13 protein-coding genes and 1 pseudogene are annotated in these 14760 nt (G+C 75.8%); 8 read left to right on the plus strand and 6 right to left on the minus strand.

Annotated elements, in window-relative coordinates; genetic code table 11:
- The 3 genes and pseudogenes from AB0K43_RS18620 to AB0K43_RS18630 all read left to right on the plus strand — a co-directional run.
- A pseudogene (locus AB0K43_RS18620) lies at positions 1-117 on the plus strand (electron transfer flavoprotein subunit alpha/FixB family protein); the annotation flags it as partial.
- A 156-nt stretch (positions 118-273) separates the two neighbouring features.
- The gene (locus AB0K43_RS18625; protein WP_363640984.1) at positions 274-1689 is read left to right on the plus strand and encodes an acyl-CoA synthetase; all 1416 of its coding nucleotides are present in this window, start codon (positions 274-276) and stop codon (positions 1687-1689) included.
- A gap of 133 nt (positions 1690-1822) precedes the next feature.
- Entirely contained in the window at positions 1823-2878 is a 1056-nt protein-coding gene (locus tag AB0K43_RS18630) for an NUDIX domain-containing protein (protein ID WP_363640986.1), read from the plus strand.
- 358 nt (positions 2879-3236) lie between these two features.
- Here AB0K43_RS18630 and AB0K43_RS18635 read toward each other — a convergent pair whose 3' ends face one another.
- A complete protein-coding gene (locus tag AB0K43_RS18635; RefSeq protein ID WP_363640988.1) occupies positions 3237-3953 on the minus strand; it encodes a hypothetical protein in 717 nt (238 codons plus the stop codon).
- A gap of 66 nt (positions 3954-4019) precedes the next feature.
- Between AB0K43_RS18635 and AB0K43_RS18640 the strand changes: the two genes are divergently transcribed.
- The gene (locus AB0K43_RS18640) at positions 4020-4730 is read left to right on the plus strand and encodes a DUF4184 family protein (protein ID WP_363640990.1); all 711 of its coding nucleotides are present in this window, start codon (positions 4020-4022) and stop codon (positions 4728-4730) included.
- Between the two features lie 119 nt (positions 4731-4849).
- Positions 4850-6112 carry a geranylgeranyl reductase family protein gene (locus AB0K43_RS18645; RefSeq protein WP_363641191.1) on the plus strand — a complete coding sequence of 421 codons (1263 nt, stop codon included), beginning with the start codon at positions 4850-4852 and terminating at the stop codon, positions 6110-6112.
- A 30-nt stretch (positions 6113-6142) separates the two neighbouring features.
- Here AB0K43_RS18645 and AB0K43_RS18650 read toward each other — a convergent pair whose 3' ends face one another.
- Positions 6143-8425 carry a glycosyl hydrolase family 18 protein gene (locus AB0K43_RS18650; protein WP_363640992.1) on the minus strand — a complete coding sequence of 761 codons (2283 nt, stop codon included), beginning with the start codon at positions 8423-8425 and terminating at the stop codon, positions 6143-6145.
- A gap of 131 nt (positions 8426-8556) precedes the next feature.
- Complete coding sequence (locus AB0K43_RS18655; protein WP_363640994.1) at positions 8557-9537, minus strand: winged helix-turn-helix domain-containing protein; 981 nt, start codon at positions 9535-9537, stop codon at positions 8557-8559.
- A gap of 71 nt (positions 9538-9608) precedes the next feature.
- On the opposite strand from AB0K43_RS18655, the gene AB0K43_RS18660 reads away from it, so the two are divergent.
- Entirely contained in the window at positions 9609-10880 is a 1272-nt protein-coding gene (locus tag AB0K43_RS18660) for an MFS transporter (RefSeq protein WP_363640996.1), read from the plus strand.
- Positions 10881-10987: 107 nt separating this feature from the next.
- Here the strand turns inward: AB0K43_RS18660 and AB0K43_RS18665 are convergent, their stop codons facing one another.
- Positions 10988-11782: an ATP-grasp domain-containing protein gene (locus AB0K43_RS18665; RefSeq protein WP_363640998.1), complete on the minus strand. Its 795-nt coding sequence runs from the start codon at positions 11780-11782 to the stop codon at positions 10988-10990.
- A gap of 129 nt (positions 11783-11911) precedes the next feature.
- Here AB0K43_RS18665 and AB0K43_RS18670 point away from each other — a divergent pair, with 129 nt between their 5' ends.
- Entirely contained in the window at positions 11912-12676 is a 765-nt protein-coding gene (locus AB0K43_RS18670) for an enoyl-CoA hydratase family protein (RefSeq protein WP_363641000.1), read from the plus strand.
- A 4-nt stretch (positions 12677-12680) separates the two neighbouring features.
- Here AB0K43_RS18670 and AB0K43_RS18675 read toward each other — a convergent pair whose 3' ends face one another.
- Entirely contained in the window at positions 12681-13439 is a 759-nt protein-coding gene (locus AB0K43_RS18675; RefSeq protein ID WP_363641002.1) for a maleylpyruvate isomerase family mycothiol-dependent enzyme, read from the minus strand.
- Between the two features lie 81 nt (positions 13440-13520).
- Here AB0K43_RS18675 and AB0K43_RS18680 point away from each other — a divergent pair, with 81 nt between their 5' ends.
- Positions 13521-14267, plus strand: coding sequence for a DapH/DapD/GlmU-related protein (locus AB0K43_RS18680; RefSeq protein ID WP_363641004.1), 747 nt, complete (start codon positions 13521-13523; stop codon positions 14265-14267).
- 15 nt (positions 14268-14282) lie between these two features.
- Here the strand turns inward: AB0K43_RS18680 and AB0K43_RS18685 are convergent, their stop codons facing one another.
- Positions 14283-14738: a group II truncated hemoglobin gene (locus AB0K43_RS18685; RefSeq protein ID WP_363641006.1), complete on the minus strand. Its 456-nt coding sequence runs from the start codon at positions 14736-14738 to the stop codon at positions 14283-14285.
- Between the last annotated feature and the right edge of the window lie 22 nt (positions 14739-14760).

Genomic DNA, 14760 nt, shown 5'->3' on the forward strand with positions numbered 1-14760 from the left:
GCCGTCAACAAGGACCCCGAAGCCCCCATCTTCGAACTCGTCGACTACGGCATCGTCGGAGACCTCTTCACCGTCCTCCCCCAGCTCACCGGCGAGGTCAAGGCCCGCAAGGGCTGATCTCCGAGCACCGGACGAAGGGCGCGGCACCCGGCGGGGGCCGCGCCCTTCGGCGTGCGCCGCCGACGGCCGGAACCGTCTGCCCGGGGAGCGCTCACCGGCCGATCCCACGGCGATCCCGACACCGACGGCCGACCCGCCGGTAGGCTCCCGGGCATGGGACTGCTGACGGCACTTGAGGGCGGCTTCGGCGACGCGGCGGACGCGCTGGTGATCGACGGCCGGGCGCTGTCGCGCGAGCAACTGCTCGGCGCGGCCGCGGTGGTGGCCCGCCGGGTGGCCGGTGCGCCGGCGCTGGCCGTGCTGGCGCGGCCGACGGTGGAGACGGTGGTGGCCGTGGTCGGCGGCCTGCTGGCCGGTGTGCCGGTGGTGCCGCTGGCACCGGACTCCGGGCCCAAGGAGCGCGGGCACATCCTGCGGGACTCCGGCGCGACCCTGCTCGCGGTGGGCCCGGGGGAGCGCGCCGAGGACATCGAGGCGCTCCCGGTGGACCAGGCGGCGCGCGGCGAGCTCACCGCTCCCGAACCCGCGCCCGAGCGCCCGGCCTTCGTGCTCTACACCTCCGGCACCACCGGGGCGCCGAAGGGCGCGCTGCTGTCGTACGCGGCCATCGCCGCCGATCTGGACGCGCTCGCCGCGGCTTGGCGGTGGACCGCCGAGGACACCCTGGTGCACGGGCTGCCGCTGTTCCACGTGCACGGGCTGGTGCTCGGCGTCCTGGGCGCGCTGCGCACCGGCAGCCGGCTGGTGCACACCGGGCGCCCCACGCCGGCGGCGTACGCCGGGGCGCGCGGCAGCCTGTACTTCGGGGTGCCGACGGTCTGGTCCCGGGTCGCCGCCGACGAGGCGGTGGCCCGCGAGCTGGCCGCCGCCCGGCTGCTGGTCTCCGGCAGCGCCCCGCTGCCGGTGCCGGTGTTCGAGCGGCTGGCGGCGCTGACCGGGCAGGCCCCGATCGAGCGCTACGGCATGACCGAGTCGCTGATCACCGTCTCCACCCGGGCCGCCGGCGAGCGCCGGCCGGGCAGCGTCGGGCTGCCGGTGGAGGGCGTCCGCACCCGGCTGGTGGGCGAGGACGGCGGGCCGGTGCCGGCGGACGGCGAGAGCGTCGGCGAGCTGCAGGTGGCCGGGCCGACGCTGTTCTCCGGGTACCTCAACCGGCCGGACGCCGACGCCGAGTCCTGGACGGCCGACGGCTGGTTCCGCACCGGGGACGTCGCCGTGATCGGACCGGACGGCTTCCACCGGATCGTCGGCCGCGCCTCGGTCGACCTGATCAAGAGCGGTGGGTACCGGATCGGTGCCGGGGAGGTCGAGGCCGCCCTGCGTGACCACCCCGCCGTCGCCGACGCCGCCGTGGTCGGCGCGCCGGACAGCGACCTCGGCCAGGCCGTGGTGGCGTACGTGATCGCCGACGGCGCGGTGACCGGCGATCAGCTGACGGCCTTCGTGGCCGAGCGGCTGTCCGTCCACAAGCGGCCCCGGCGGGTGGTGCTGGTGGACGAGCTGCCGCGGAACGCGATGGGCAAGGTGTTGAAGAAGCAGCTGCTGGAGGCGGCGTCCGGGGCGGGATGAGCAGCGCCGGAGGGGCCGCAGGCATGGGGACCGGGCGGTCGCGGGTACCACCTGGGGTGGCGTGGCCGCCGGACGGCGCGGCGTCAGGACCTCGGCGCGGCCGCGCCGGGGTGGGCCGACGACAGGGGAGATTGTGATCGTCTGGGTCAATGGCCCGTTCGGGGCCGGCAAGACCACCGCCTGCCGTGAGCTGGTGGAGCTGTTGCCGGGGAGCCTGCTGTACGACCCCGAGCTGGTCGGGGCCGGGCTGCGCGGCATGCTGCCGGCGGACCGGCTGGCGCCGGTGTCCGACTTCCAGGACCTGCCCTCCTGGCGGCGGCTGGTGCCCGAGGTCGCGGCGGCGCTGCTGGCCGAGGTGCCGGGGCCGCTGGTGGTGCCGATGACCCTGCTCCGGGAGGACTACCGGGACGAGATCTTCGGCGCGCTGGCCACCCGGGGGCTGGCGGTGCACCACATCGTGCTGGATCCTGCGGAAACGATCCTGCTCGACCGCATCAGGGCTGGGGACGAGTACCCCGGCCACCCGGAGCGCAGCGAGCGGGCCCGGCAGTGGCGGCTGGAGCACCTCCCGCACTACCGCCAGGCCAGACGCTGGCTCGGCCGGGACGCCCAGCTGCTCGACACCGGCGGGCTGACCCCGCGGCAGACCGCCGAGCGGTTGGCCGAGCTGGTGGAGGGCGGCGACGCCCGCTGCCCCATCGTGCGCAGCGACGACGCCACCGGGGACACCGTGGCCGCCGCCGTGCTGTTCTTCGACGAGCAGGGCCGGGTGCTGCTGGTGGACCCGGTCTACAAGCCGTCCTGGGAGTTCCCGGGCGGGGTCGTCGAGCGCGGCGAGGCGCCGAGCGACGCCGCGCTGCGGGAGACCGAGGAGGAGCTGGGCCTGCGGCTGGACGGCGCCGCGCTGCGACTGCTGGCGGTCGACTGGGAGCCCTGCACCGGCCCGCGCCGGGGCGGCCTGCGGCTGATGTTCGACGGCGGCCGGCTGGACGAGGCGGCCCGGGCCAGGATCCGGCTGCCCCGGGACGAGCTGCGCGGCTGGCGGTTCGTCACCGCGGAGGAGGCCGCCGGGCTGCTCCCGCCGAACCGGCACCGCCGGCTGGTGGGCGCGCTGGAGGCGCGCACCCAGGGCCGGCTGCGCTACCTGGAGGCCGGGATCCCGGCGGCGGCGGGCGTGCCCGCCGGCTGAGCCGGGCCGGTACGGGGATGCGTCGCCGGGCCCTGCTCGCCCTCGGCGGTGAGCGGCGGGGAAGTCATCGGCGCTCACCGGTGCAGGGCTCCCGGTCGACCGCCGGCAGCCGCAGCCGCCGTCCGCGGCGCGGCCGGCCGCCGGCGGAGCAGCCACGCCACGACACGCCCGGCCTCCGGCGGACGGTGCCCGGGGGCGTCGGGAGCCCGGCGGGATCGGTCGGACGCGCCCTCGGGCCGGTAGATCCCCGGCGTCGCCCGGAGGGCGGCCCCGCGGTGTCCGGTGCCTGCTCTCGGCGCGCGGGTGGGAGTCCTCGTAGGTGGGTGGACTCGAGCCAGCGCCCGTGCGAGGGCAGGCGCTAGAAGTCCGGCCGGGCCCGCAGGGCCGCCAGTGCGGGCGGCACCGCCTGCGGCGGGGCGAAGGACCAGCCGGGGAATCCGCCCCACGCGACCGAGGTGCGCAGGTACCCGACCAGGGTGATCCCCGGCCGGCCGCCCACCCCGTCCACCACCGGGTCGGCGCAGCCGTCCGGCAGGACCAGGTCGAAGCTCGCGCCGCTGACCTTCGCCTGGTGCGGCTCGTCCGGGGCGCCCTGGTAGAAGCCGTCCGTGGCGAGGTCCGGGTACTCCGCGGCGTCCGCCCGGTAGTCCTCCCACTCCTCGCGCAGCGACTCCACCGAGGGCAGCCAGAGCGGGTCCGGGTAGATCGGCGCGCCGGCGGGCAGGCGGTGGCCGAGCCCGAGGGCCGGGCAGTCGCCGACGAAGGAGACCCCGCCGAGCACCCGTAGACCGGCCTCGTACGCGGCCGGCAGCCGGCCGATCGCCCCGGCCAGCCGGTCGAGCCCGGCCAGGCCCGCGGTGGTGGGCCGCTCCCGGACCTGCCAGGCGGGCGCGAAGTCCAGCCCGGCCAGCTGTTGCTCGATCCGGTCGAGGTGCCGCTCCACCCTGCGCATGGTCAGCTCGGCCACGGCGGTGACGTCCTCGCGCAGCGGGTCGGGCACCGGCCCGAGCGCGCGCAGCTCCGCCCAGACGGCCTCGTGCTCGCCGGCGGCGTAGCGCCGGTGGTAGGAGGTCATGGCCGCAGCGTAGCGAGCAGCACCGACAGCGGATGCGGCCGGCGTGGCAACGGGGAGGATGGACACATGCCGTTCACCTTCAGCCACCCGGCCGCGGTGCTCCCGCTGCTGGACGGCGCGCGAGGGCGCGGGCCGCTGGTCGCCGCGGGGCTGGTGGCCGGGTCGATGGCGCCCGACCTGCCGTTCTTCGCCGACTCGCTGCTGCCCGGGGTCTACCGCTACGGCGGGTCGACCCACCGCTGGTGGGCGGTGCCGACCCTGGACGTGGCGCTGGCGGCCGCCTCGGTGGCGCTCTGGCGGGGCCTGTGGCGGACGGCGGCGGCCGAGTTGCTGCCGGGGCGCCTCCCGGCAGCAACTCGGCCGGGCGGCGCCGCCGGGCCCGGGTGGTTCGCGGTCTCGGCCGCGGTCGGGGCGGCGAGCCACCTGCTCTGGGACTCCTTCACCCACCAGGGGCGGGCCGGGGTGCGGGCGCTGCCGGTGCTCGGGCGGACGGTCGCCGGCGTGCCGCTGTACCGCGCGCTCCAGTACGGAAGCTCGCTGGCCGGGCTTGCGGTGCTGGCCGCGCGGGCCGCCGCGCCGGTCGGACCGGCGCCGGCGCGCCAGGCCGTCGCCCTGCCGTGGGTGGCGGGCGCGGCGGCCGCCGTCGGGGCGGCCCACCGGCTGGCGAGGCGTCAGCGCTCCCCGGTCGACGAGTTCTGCTTCGGCGCCGGGGCGGGCCTGGCGGTGGGGCTGGCGCTCTGGTCGGCGCTCCGGCGGGCGGGCGCCCGGGCGTCCTAGGGGCCGTCAGCGGCGCGGCTCGAAAGGCCTGCTGGCGCCGCCGCCGAGAGCCCGGACGGCCGGGGCGTCTACCATTGGCCGACGTGACTGATACCGGTAGCTCGCTTGGCCAGGATCCGATGGACTTCACCGACTCCGACACCGATTCCGTGACCGATCTCGCGGCCGATCCCACGGCCGATCCCGAGACGGTCGGGCCGGACCCGCTGGGCGGCGTCTGGGACGTGGTGGTGGTCGGCGCGGGCCCGGCGGGCTCGTCCGCCGCGTACGCCGCGGCCGTGCAGGGGCGGCGGGTGCTGCTGCTCGACAAGGCGGAGCACCCCCGCTACAAGACCTGCGGCGGCGGCATCATCGGCTTCTCCCGGGACAGCCTGCCGCCGGACTTCAAGCTGCCGCTGCAGGACCGCATCCACGCCGTCACCTTCGCGCTGGACGGCCGCTACACCCGCACCCGCCGCTCCCGCCGGATGCTCTTCGGCCTGGTCAACCGGGACGAGTTCGACCTGCGGCTGACCCAGTCCGCCGAGCAGGCGGGCGCGGTGCTGGTCACCGGCGTCACCGTGACCGGTGTCGAGCAGCAGAGCGGCGAGGACGGCCGCACGGTGGTCGTGACCACCGCGGACGGACGCCGGGTGGAGGCCCGCGCGGTGGTCGGGGCGGACGGCTCGGCCAGCCGGATCGGCCGGCACGTCGGGGTGGAGTTCGACCAGATCGACCTGGGCCTGGAGGCCGAGATCCCGGTGCCGGAGTCGGTCTCCCGGGCCTGGGCCGGCCGGATCCACCTGGACTGGGGGCCGCTGCCGGGCTCGTACGGCTGGGTGTTCCCCAAGACCGACTCCGGCACCCTGACGGTCGGTGTGATCTCCGCCCGCGGTGACGGCGAGCGGACCAAGGAGTACCTCGCCGACTACATCCGCCGGCTGGGCCTGTCCGGGTTCACGCCGAGCATCGAGTCCGGCCACCTGACCCGCTGCCGGGCCGAGGACTCGCCGCTGTCGCGCGGCCGGGTGCTGGTGGCCGGTGACGCCGCCGGCCTGCTGGAGCCGTGGACCCGCGAGGGCATCTCGTACGCGCTGCGCTCGGGCCGGCTGGCCGGTGAGTGGGCGGTCAAGGTGGCCGAGGCGGAGGGCGGTGCGGACGTGCGGCGGCAGGGGCTCAACTACGCCTTCGCGATCAAGGCGGGGCTGGGTGTGGAGATGCGGGCCGGCAAGGTGATGCTGGCGGCCTTCGAGCGCCGTCCGGAGGTGTTCCACGCGGCGGTCTGCCTGATCGGCGCCGCCTGGCGGGCCTTCGCCCGGGCGACCCAGGGGCACACCACCTTCGCCGAGGTGATGCGCGACCACCGGGCCGCCCGGAAGCTGGCCTCGATCGCGGGCCGCTGACGCGCGGCCCGGCGGCGTCGGCCGGGGCCGCTACGTGAGGCCGTTGTCGAGCGCGGTGATCAGGGTGCCGGTCGGGGTGTCGCCCGACATCTCCCAGATCATCGCGCCGAGCAGGTTCTTCGACTTCAGGTAGGCGGTCTTCTGGCCGATCGCCCAGGGGTCGTCGAAGCTCCACCACTGCCCGCCGGCGCCGGTGTAGGCGTAGGTCGAGACCGACTGGGTGTCGTGGTGGACGGTGAGGCCCGGCACGCCGGTGATCAGGTTCTGGTAGCCGCGGGTGCCCGCCTCCTCGGCGAACTGCCCCGGCGCCGCGCCCGTGGCGGCCTGCCACTCGCCGCTCGCGCCGCCGTCGGTGACGCCCTGCCAGCCGCGGCCGTAGAACGGGAGGCCGATGGTGAGCTTGCGCGGGTTGACCCCGGCGCCGAGGTAGGTCTGCACGGCGCTGTCGATGCTGAAGTGGAAGCCGTACGGGTCCTGGACGTCGGCGTAGAGGTTGGCCTGGTGGCCGGTGCGGTTCGGCTCCCAGGAGTTGTCGCTGCCGGCGCCGTGGAAGTCGTAGCCCTGGATGTTGGCCACGTCCAGGGACCGGAAGATCGTCGAGAGGTCCCAGCCCTGGCCGATCTTGACCGGGTCGGCCGGGGTGAACGCGGTGAGCAGCCGGTGCGGCCCGCCGAGGGCGTCCAGCTGCCGGCGGAACTCGGCCAGCAGCAGGGTCAGGTTGGCCTTGTCGTTCGCCGAGTAGTGGTTGCCGGCGTGCCCGTCGGGGGAGCCGGGCCACTCCCAGTCCAGGTCGATGCCGTCGAAGATCCCGGCGGCCACCCCGTCGCCGCCCGCGCCGGCGTAGGCGGGCAGGTTGCCCTTGATCCAGGTGTCCACGCAGGACTTGACGAACTTCTGCCGGGAGGCATCGGTGGCGGCGAGGTCGGAGAAGTACTTGGAGTAGGTCCAGCCGCCGAGCGAGACCACCACCTTGAGGTCGGGGTACTTGGCCTTGAGCTTCTTCAGCTGGTTGAAGTTGCCGCGCAGCTTGCCCCAGCCGTCGTCGGCCACCCCGTCCACCGACTGCGCGGCGCTGAACGGCCGGGCGTAGTCGGCGTCCGCGTCGCCCGCTCCGGTGCCCTGGTCCGGGTCCTGCGGGTCGGCGGTGGTGCCCTTGGTGACGCCGGCCAGGCAGGTCAGGTTGACCGGGTCGATGTTCTCGAAGGCGTAGTTGATCACGTCCAGCTTGGCCGCGCTGCCCGAGGTGTCCAGGTTCTTGACGAAGTACTGGCGACCGTAGATGCCCCACTGGGCGAAGTAGCCCACCCGGGTGTACCTGCCCTGGCCGGCCAGGTCGCCGGTGGTGACGGTGAGCGGGGCGGAGGCGGGGGAGGCGTTGTCGGCGGCGTCCCGGGCCCGGACGGTGAAGGTGTAGGCGGTGGCCGGGGACAGGCCGGTTGCGGTCGCCGTGGTGGCGGTGACCGTCTGCACCGGCGCGCCGTCCTGGTACAGGTCGTAGCCGGCCACCCCCTGGTTGTCGGTGGCGGCGTTCCAGGCCAGCGTGACGCTGCTGCTGGTGACGGCGGTGGAGCGCAGCGCGCCGGGCGCGGTCGGCGGGGTCGGGTCGGTGGCCGGGTCGACGGTGCGGGCGGCGACCGCGGGGCCGGCCGGCCCGGTGTTGCCCCGGGTGTCCTTGGCCCGGACGGAGAGGCTGTAGCCGGTCGCCGGGGTCAGCCCGGTGACCGTGACCGCGGTGGTGGCGGTGGTGGCCAGCACGGTGGTGCCGGAGAGCACCTCGTAGGAGGCGACCGGGAAGTCACCGGCGGCCGCGGCCGGCCAGCTCAGCGCGAGGGTGTGCGCCGTGGCGCCGGTCACCTGCGGGGTGCCGGGCGGGCCGGGCAGGACGTCCGCCGTGCCGTCGCACCTGTCGCCGTTGATCCGGCAGTTGACGGGGGCGGAGATCGGGCCGGTGGCCACGAACCAGAAGCTGTACGGCTCGGTGGTGGCGTGCGGCTGGACGGTGCCGTTGTAGTAGGCGTTGACCGCGGTGACGTGGCGGCCGCCGACCGTCGCGGTGCCGTTGTAGCTGCTGCTGATCGTGACCCCGGCGGGCAGGTCGAACTCCAGCGTCCAGCCGGTGACGGCGGCGGCGTTGTCGTTGCGCACCACGAAGGTGCCCTTCCACCAGGAGCCGTTGTCGGCGCTGGTGAAGGCGGCGGTGAGCTTCCCCGCCGCGTGCGCGGGGGTGGCGGCGAGCAGGGCGAGCGGTAGGACGAGCGAAGCCAGCAGGGCCAGGAGTCTGCCCCTGGCGCGGTGCCTCAACCGGACGAGCATCGGTGCTCCCTGTGTGGTGTGGGGGATCCGTACAGGGGTGCCGGGGAGCCAACCGCACTGTAGGTCCGGCCGACAGCCTCGTCAACAGGTCCAGACCACAAGGGAGTTGGTGGGAATGGCGGGCCGTGGGTTCACTCGCAGAGCCGGTCGCCGAGCGGGCTGCGCGCGTACAGCACCATCCGGCCGTGCCGGGCCCGGGTCACCAGGCGGGTGGTTGCCAGCACGGCCAGGTGCTGGCTGACCGCGCCCGGGGTGACCCCGAGGCGGCGGGCCAGCTCGGTGGTGGAGGACGGCTCGTCGAGCAGGGCCAGCAGCCGGGCCTTCGGCAGGCCGACCAGCTGCGCCAGGGCGGGTGCGGTCGGCGGCGGCTGGACCGCACCGGCCAGGGTGGCCTGCCCGCGGGCCGGATAGGTGATGGCCGGCGGATGGTGGTCGCTGATCGAGGTGATGGCGCCGCGGGCGAAGCAGGTCGGCAGGAAGACCAGCCCGCGCTGCTCCACCACCACGTCCACGTCGCCCGCGCCCCAGTCCCGGCGGATCGTCAGCACGCCGTCCTCCCACAGCAGCCGGCCGTCCAGATCGCCGAACACCGCCGCCGCGCCCCGCTCGGCCAGCACCTGGGAGCGGTGCACGATGTCGGCGCGCAGCACCGACCGCGCGCGCGGCCACCACTCCGGGCTCAGGCACTCCTGCCAGTACTCCTCGACCGCGTCGGCGATCCGGGCCAGCAGCCGGGCCGGATCGGCCAGTCCGGCCGCGAGCGGGGCCGGGATCCGCCGGTCGTGCGGCAGGAAGGTGCGCGCCAGCTGGTCGGGCAGCTCGCCGGGCGGCAGGGCGCGCACCTCGGCCAGCTCGGCCCGGAACTCCGGGAACGGGGCGGTGGGGCGCGGGGTGAGGAAGTCCGGGACGTAGCGGTTGGTCGCCACCAGCGAGCGCAGCAGCGCCGCGTCCAGCCGCTCGAAGGCCGGCCGCATCCGCTCGAACCACGGCGTCTGATGGACGTAGACCCCCGGATGCGTCCACATCCGCAGGCTGAGCACCGCCTCCTGGAGCGGTGAGCAGGCGAACGAGGCGGCGGCCAGATCGGCCAGGCCCAGGCGGAAACGGTGCATGCGAACCCCCCATGATTCAGCGCCAGCCTAAATCACTACGGACTGCCTCCGGCCTGCGGTGTGATCACCACATGACCACCGGTACCGCCGGCCGCACCGGCCGCTCCGCCCTGCCCGCCCGCCTGATCCACCCCGACCCGACGGTCCGCCGGCTCAGCGTGATCACCTTCGTCAACACCCTCGGCAACGGCCTGTTCATGACGCTCGGGGTGCTCTGGTTCACCCGGATGCTCGGCTTCGGCGCCGCCCAGGTCGGACTCGGCCTCACCGCCGCCGGCGTCTGCGGCGTGCTGGCGGGAGTCCCCGCCGGACGGGCGGCCGACCGGTGGGGCGCCAAGCGGGTCCTGGTCGTCCTGGTCGCCGCCGAGGCGCTCGGCACCGCCGGGTACACGCTGGTGGACGGCTACGCCGCGTTCGTCCCGCTGGCCTGCCTGGTCGCCACCGCCGACCGCGGCTCCGCGGCCGTCCGCAACGCGCTCTACGCCGACGTGCTGCCCGCCGACGGCCGGGTGGCCGGCCGGGCCTACCTGCGCTCGGTCACCAACATCGGCATCGCCCTCGGCGCCTGCCTGGCCGCGCTGGTGCTCCAGGCCGACACCCGCGGCGCCTACCTGGCGGCGCTGCTCTTCGACGCGGTCACCTTCGTCGCGGTGGCGGTGCTCTACGCGGTGCTGGTCCCGAACCCGGCGCCGGCCGGCCCGGCGGGCCCGGGCCCGGTGGCCGGGGCCGGCGCCAACCCGGCGCTGCGCAACCTCCCCTTCCTGGCCGTCACGGCGCTGAACGCGGTGCTGGTCCTGCAGTTCGCGATGCTCGAGATCGGTGTGCCGCTGTGGATCGTCCGGGAGACCGACGCGCCGCGGGCGATGGTCGCCGGGTCGATGCTGGTGAACACGGTGCTGGTGATCGCCCTCCAGGTGCCGGCCACCCGGGGCGTGGCGGAGCCGGCCGGCGCGGCCCGGGCCTTCCGGCACGGCGGGCTGCTGGTGGCCGCCTCCTGCGGGGTGCTCGCGCTCGCCCACGGCGTCCCCACCACGGCGGCGGCGCTGCTGGTGGTGGCCGGGGTCGGGCTGCAGGCCCTCGGCGAGGTGCGCGGCCAGGCCGGCACCTGGTCGCTCAGCTACGACCTGGCCGGCGAGGGCGCGCACGGTGCGTACCAGGGCGTCTTCAACACCGGCCAGGCGGCGGCCCTGATGCTCGGCCCCGCCCTGGTCACCTGGCTGGTGATCGGCCACGGCCTGCTCGGCTGGCTGGTCCTGGCCGGGCTCTTCACCGCCGGCGGGCTGGCCATGGGCCCCACCGTCCGCTGGGCCCAGCGCCGCAGCGCCCCGGCCCTCGCCGCCTGAGCCCCCGGCTGCCCGAGGCCCCGGCTGCCCGAGGCCCCCGCGGTCCGAGGCCCCGCGGTCCGAGCCCCCGCGCGGCGGCGGCCCCGGACCGCCCGGCGCGCGGCCGGTCAGCGGGCCACGGTGGCCAGGGCACGCCGGTGGCGCAGGTCGCTGGGGGCGACGGCCTCCTCGGGCCCGGCGGCGCGCAGCACCACGTCCAGCACGCGGTCCGGGTCGCAGGCGTAGCCGCCGCTGGCCCAGGCCGAGTTGGCCTCGACCACGGCCCAGCCGCGCCCGCCGGCGAGCAGGCCGACATCGACCGCGACCGCGCTCGGCAGGCCGCCGCAGGCCAGCACCTCGGCGGTGAAGGCCAGCACCCCGGCCCGGTACGGGTCCTCCTCCAGCGGGGCCACGTCGAGCCGGCCGCCGACCAGGTAGCGGCTGGCGGTGCGCACCTCGCCGTCCAGGACGAACAGCCGGTACTCCCGGTCGAACGCGACGATGTCGCTGACCAGCACCCGGAAGTCGTCCTCCAGCGCGTCCGGGCCCGGCAGGCCGGTGCCGTCCGGGTAGATCCGGGCGGGGAAGAGCTTGTCGTTCGGCGGCTTGACGAAGGCGGGGCGGCGCAGCCGGCGGGCCTCGGCCAGCGTGCTGCACTCGATCCGGCGCCCCGTCAGCTCGTACGGCAGCCCGGGCAGCCAGTCGGCCGGGTCCTCCAGCGCGGCGATGCCCAGCTCCCGGCCGACCACGTCGGCGAACAGCGGGCCGCCGTACAGGTGGGCCGGTCGCAGGCCGGACAGCTCCTCGGGCACCGCCCAGCGGGTGGCGGTGTGCGCGCGCAGGCCGCGCCGGCGGGCGGCGGTGAGCAGCTGCAGGCCGGTGTCGTTGATCCGGGGGGCGAGCAGCAGGAGTCGGTCCGTCATACCCCGATGCTCCCGCCCCCGACCCGCCGCCGACCAGCGGTTTTCCGCCCCACCCTGGCCCGGGGAGACCGGCTCGTGCGAGAGTCACCACCGTCCGACCCACCCTCAGCCGGAAAGCAGGCAGCCGCGATGACCCGCGAAGTACCCTTCGTCCGCATCACCACCGCCGATGCCGTCACCACCCTCGAACTGGACTCCCCGCACAACCGCAACGCGCTCTCCACCCGGCTGATGGCCGAGCTGTCCCAGGGGCTGGCGGACGCGGCCGCCGACCCCGCCGTACGGGCCGTGGTGCTCGGCCACACCGGCAAGGTGTTCTGCGCGGGCGCGGACCTCTCCGAGGCCACCGGCGACGACCCGACGGTCGGCCCGCGCGGGCTGGTCGACCTCCAGCGGGCCGTCATCGACTGCCCGAAGCCGGTGATCGCCCTGGTCGACGGGCACGTCCGGGCCGGCGGCCTCGGCCTGCTCGGTGCGGCGGACCTGGCGATCGCCGGGCCCGCCTCCACCTTCGCCTTCACCGAGGTCCGCCTCGGCCTCGCGCCCGCGGTGATCTCGCTCCCGCTGCGCCCCAAGCTGGACCCGCGGGCCGCCTCCCGCTACTACCTCACCGGCGAGACCTTCCTGGCCGCCGAGGCGGCCCGGATCGGTCTGATCACCGAGGCGGCCGAGGACCCGCAGGCGGCGCTGAAGACCGTGCTGGAGGCCGTCCGGCTCGGTTCGCCGCAGGGGCTCGCCGAGTCGAAGCGGCTGGCCAACGCGGACGTGGTGGCCTCCTTCGAGCGGGACGCCGAGGAGCGGGTCGCCCAGTCCGCGCGGCTGTTCGGCTCGGCCGAGGCGCAGCAGGGCATGCGGGCCTTCCTGGAGCGCCGCCCGGCCCCGTGGGCCGAGTGAGCGGTCAGCTCCAGGTGACCGCCGAGCCCTGCCGCCACAGGTCGAGCACCGAGCGGTCGCCGGTCACCTCGACCCGGTCGGCCGCCAGCCGGTTCCACAGCAGCAGGTAGAGGTCGTCGGCCCGGCCGCTCAGCGTGCAGTCGGCCGGGCCCTCGGCCTCGACCGTCACCACCGGCTCCTGGCTGATCGTCACCAGCCAGGAGGCCGGTCGGTCGGTGGGGCGTACCAGCAGGCGGCGCGGCCGCTCGCTGCGCAGCCGTCCCCACGGGCGGACCACGAAGCCGGTGAGCAGCTCGGCGAGGCCGTCCTCGGCGAACGCGGGGTCGGTCGGGGTGGGGGCGGCCGATCCGGCGGCCGACTCGGCGTCCGCCCGGTGCACGGCGGTCTCGTGCGCCTGGCGCCGGGCCCAGAAGGCGAGCGGGGACGGCGCGGGCAGGAAGGACCAGCAGTCCAGGTCCCGCGGTGCCTGTTCGAGGGCGGCCACCAGCCGGCCGTGCCCGTCCCGGAACCACTCGACCAGCTCGCGGTCGGCCGGCACCGGCCCCCAGGCGGCCTGCGAGCCGGCCTCGTCCAGCGGACCCCGATGGCCGTCGCGGACGTACGCGGTGGCCCAGCGGTGCACCTGGCCGGTGTGCGTCACCAGGTCGCGCAGCCGCCAGTCGGGGCAGGTGGGGACGGGAGCGTCGGGGGCGGTGCGGGCGGCCGCGTCGGCCAGCAGGGCGCCCTCGTGGCGCAGCGCGTCGACGTATTCGGAGATCTTCACGGGGGCAGTCTGCCAGTCGGATCGTGTGATGTTGATCCCTCGGCCGGCCGCCCCGGGTCGGCCGGCGGATACGGTGTCCGCATGTCGATCACCCGTTCGCTCCTGACCGCTGCCCGCTCCCGAGGCCGCCGTGCCGCCGGGCGGCTGGTGCACCGCGGCTGGCGCTGGGTGCAGGAGGCCGGCGCGGTCTCCAACCAGCAGCCCGGGCCGTACCGCTTCGGCGAGCTGGGCGACGGCAGCAAGCTGGCCTTCCCGCTGGGCACCGTCTTCAACGAGCAGTCGATCGCGATCGGGCCGTTCTGCATCATCGGTGAGCGGGTCACCATCTCGGCCGGCTTCCTGCCCGGGCTCGACCTCGGACCGGAGCCGATCGTCCGGATCGGCGGCGGGTGCGTGATCGGCCGGGGCAGCCACCTGGTCGGGCACCAGTCGATCGTGCTCGGCGACAACGTCTGGACCGGCCCGGGGGTCTACATCACCGACCAGGCGCACGAGTACCGCGACACCGAGCTGCCGATCGGCAAGCAGTGGCCGCGCAACGAGCCGGTGGAGATCGGGGCCGGCTCCTGGATCGGTACCGGGGCGGTGATCCTGCCCGGCGCCCGGATCGGCCGCAACGTGGTGGTCGCCGCCAACTCGGTGGTCCGCGGCGAGATCCCCGATCACAGCGTGGTCGCCGGCGCCCCCGCCCGGGTGGTCCGCTCCTGGACGCCGTCCGAGGGCTGGCAGCCGCCGATCCGCCACGACGCCCCGCGCCCGCTGCCGGAGGGCGTCACCGCCGAGCAGTTGCGCGCGCTGGTGGGCTGGGACCTGCACATCCCCGAGTAGCCGGGGGCCGGCCGCTCACTCCAACCCGTGCCAGCCCCAGCGCGGCGTCGGGCCAGGGTCGCCGAGGTCCTGCCCGACCGGTTCGGCCGAGACCTCGCGCGCGATCCGGGTGCCCCAGTCGAAGTACTCCAGCACCCGCTTGCGCAGCGGCTCGCCGTCCGGCAGCTCCCGGTCGACCGCGGTGGTCATCAGCTCCATCCACCGCAGGCGCTGCTCCTCGGTGATGGCCAGGCCCAGGTGCGCGGTCAACAGGGCCTGGTGGCCGCCGAGTTCGGTGGTGAAGCGATCGGGGCCGCCGAACACCTCGGCCAGCCAGACGGCGACGTGCTCGATGTGGGTCGGGGTGAAGTCGGCGAAGACCGGTGCCAGCAGCGGGTCGGCCAGCACCAGTTCGTAGAAGGTGTTGCTCAGCCGGCGCAGGCCGTCGGTGCCGCCGACGGCCTGGTAGAGGTTCTCGGCCTGCTCGGACACGGGTCTCCTTCGGGGCGGGTTC

Origin of the sequence: Kitasatospora sp. NPDC049258 (assembly GCF_040678895.1) — a bacterium.
GTDB lineage: Bacteria > Actinomycetota > Actinomycetes > Streptomycetales > Streptomycetaceae > Kitasatospora.

What these genes read in the sequence shown, in the direction of transcription:
- AB0K43_RS18660 (WP_363640996.1), top strand. Translation starts at nt 9,609, where the DNA reads ATGACCACCGGTACCGCCGGCCGCACCGGCCGCTCCGCCCTGCCCGCC.
- AB0K43_RS18655 (WP_363640994.1), bottom strand. Translation starts at nt 9,537, where the DNA reads ATGCACCGTTTCCGCCTGGGCCTGGCCGATCTGGCCGCCGCCTCGTTC.
- AB0K43_RS18665 (WP_363640998.1), bottom strand. Translation starts at nt 11,782, where the DNA reads ATGACGGACCGACTCCTGCTGCTCGCCCCCCGGATCAACGACACCGGC.
- AB0K43_RS18670 (WP_363641000.1), top strand. Translation starts at nt 11,912, where the DNA reads ATGACCCGCGAAGTACCCTTCGTCCGCATCACCACCGCCGATGCCGTC.
- AB0K43_RS18635 (WP_363640988.1), bottom strand. Translation starts at nt 3,953, where the DNA reads ATGACCTCCTACCACCGGCGCTACGCCGCCGGCGAGCACGAGGCCGTC.
- AB0K43_RS18680 (WP_363641004.1), top strand. Translation starts at nt 13,521, where the DNA reads ATGTCGATCACCCGTTCGCTCCTGACCGCTGCCCGCTCCCGAGGCCGC.
- AB0K43_RS18625 (WP_363640984.1), top strand. Translation starts at nt 274, where the DNA reads ATGGGACTGCTGACGGCACTTGAGGGCGGCTTCGGCGACGCGGCGGAC.
- AB0K43_RS18640 (WP_363640990.1), top strand. Translation starts at nt 4,020, where the DNA reads ATGCCGTTCACCTTCAGCCACCCGGCCGCGGTGCTCCCGCTGCTGGAC.
- AB0K43_RS18645 (WP_363641191.1), top strand. Translation starts at nt 4,850, where the DNA reads ATGGACTTCACCGACTCCGACACCGATTCCGTGACCGATCTCGCGGCC.
- AB0K43_RS18650 (WP_363640992.1), bottom strand. Translation starts at nt 8,425, where the DNA reads ATGCTCGTCCGGTTGAGGCACCGCGCCAGGGGCAGACTCCTGGCCCTG.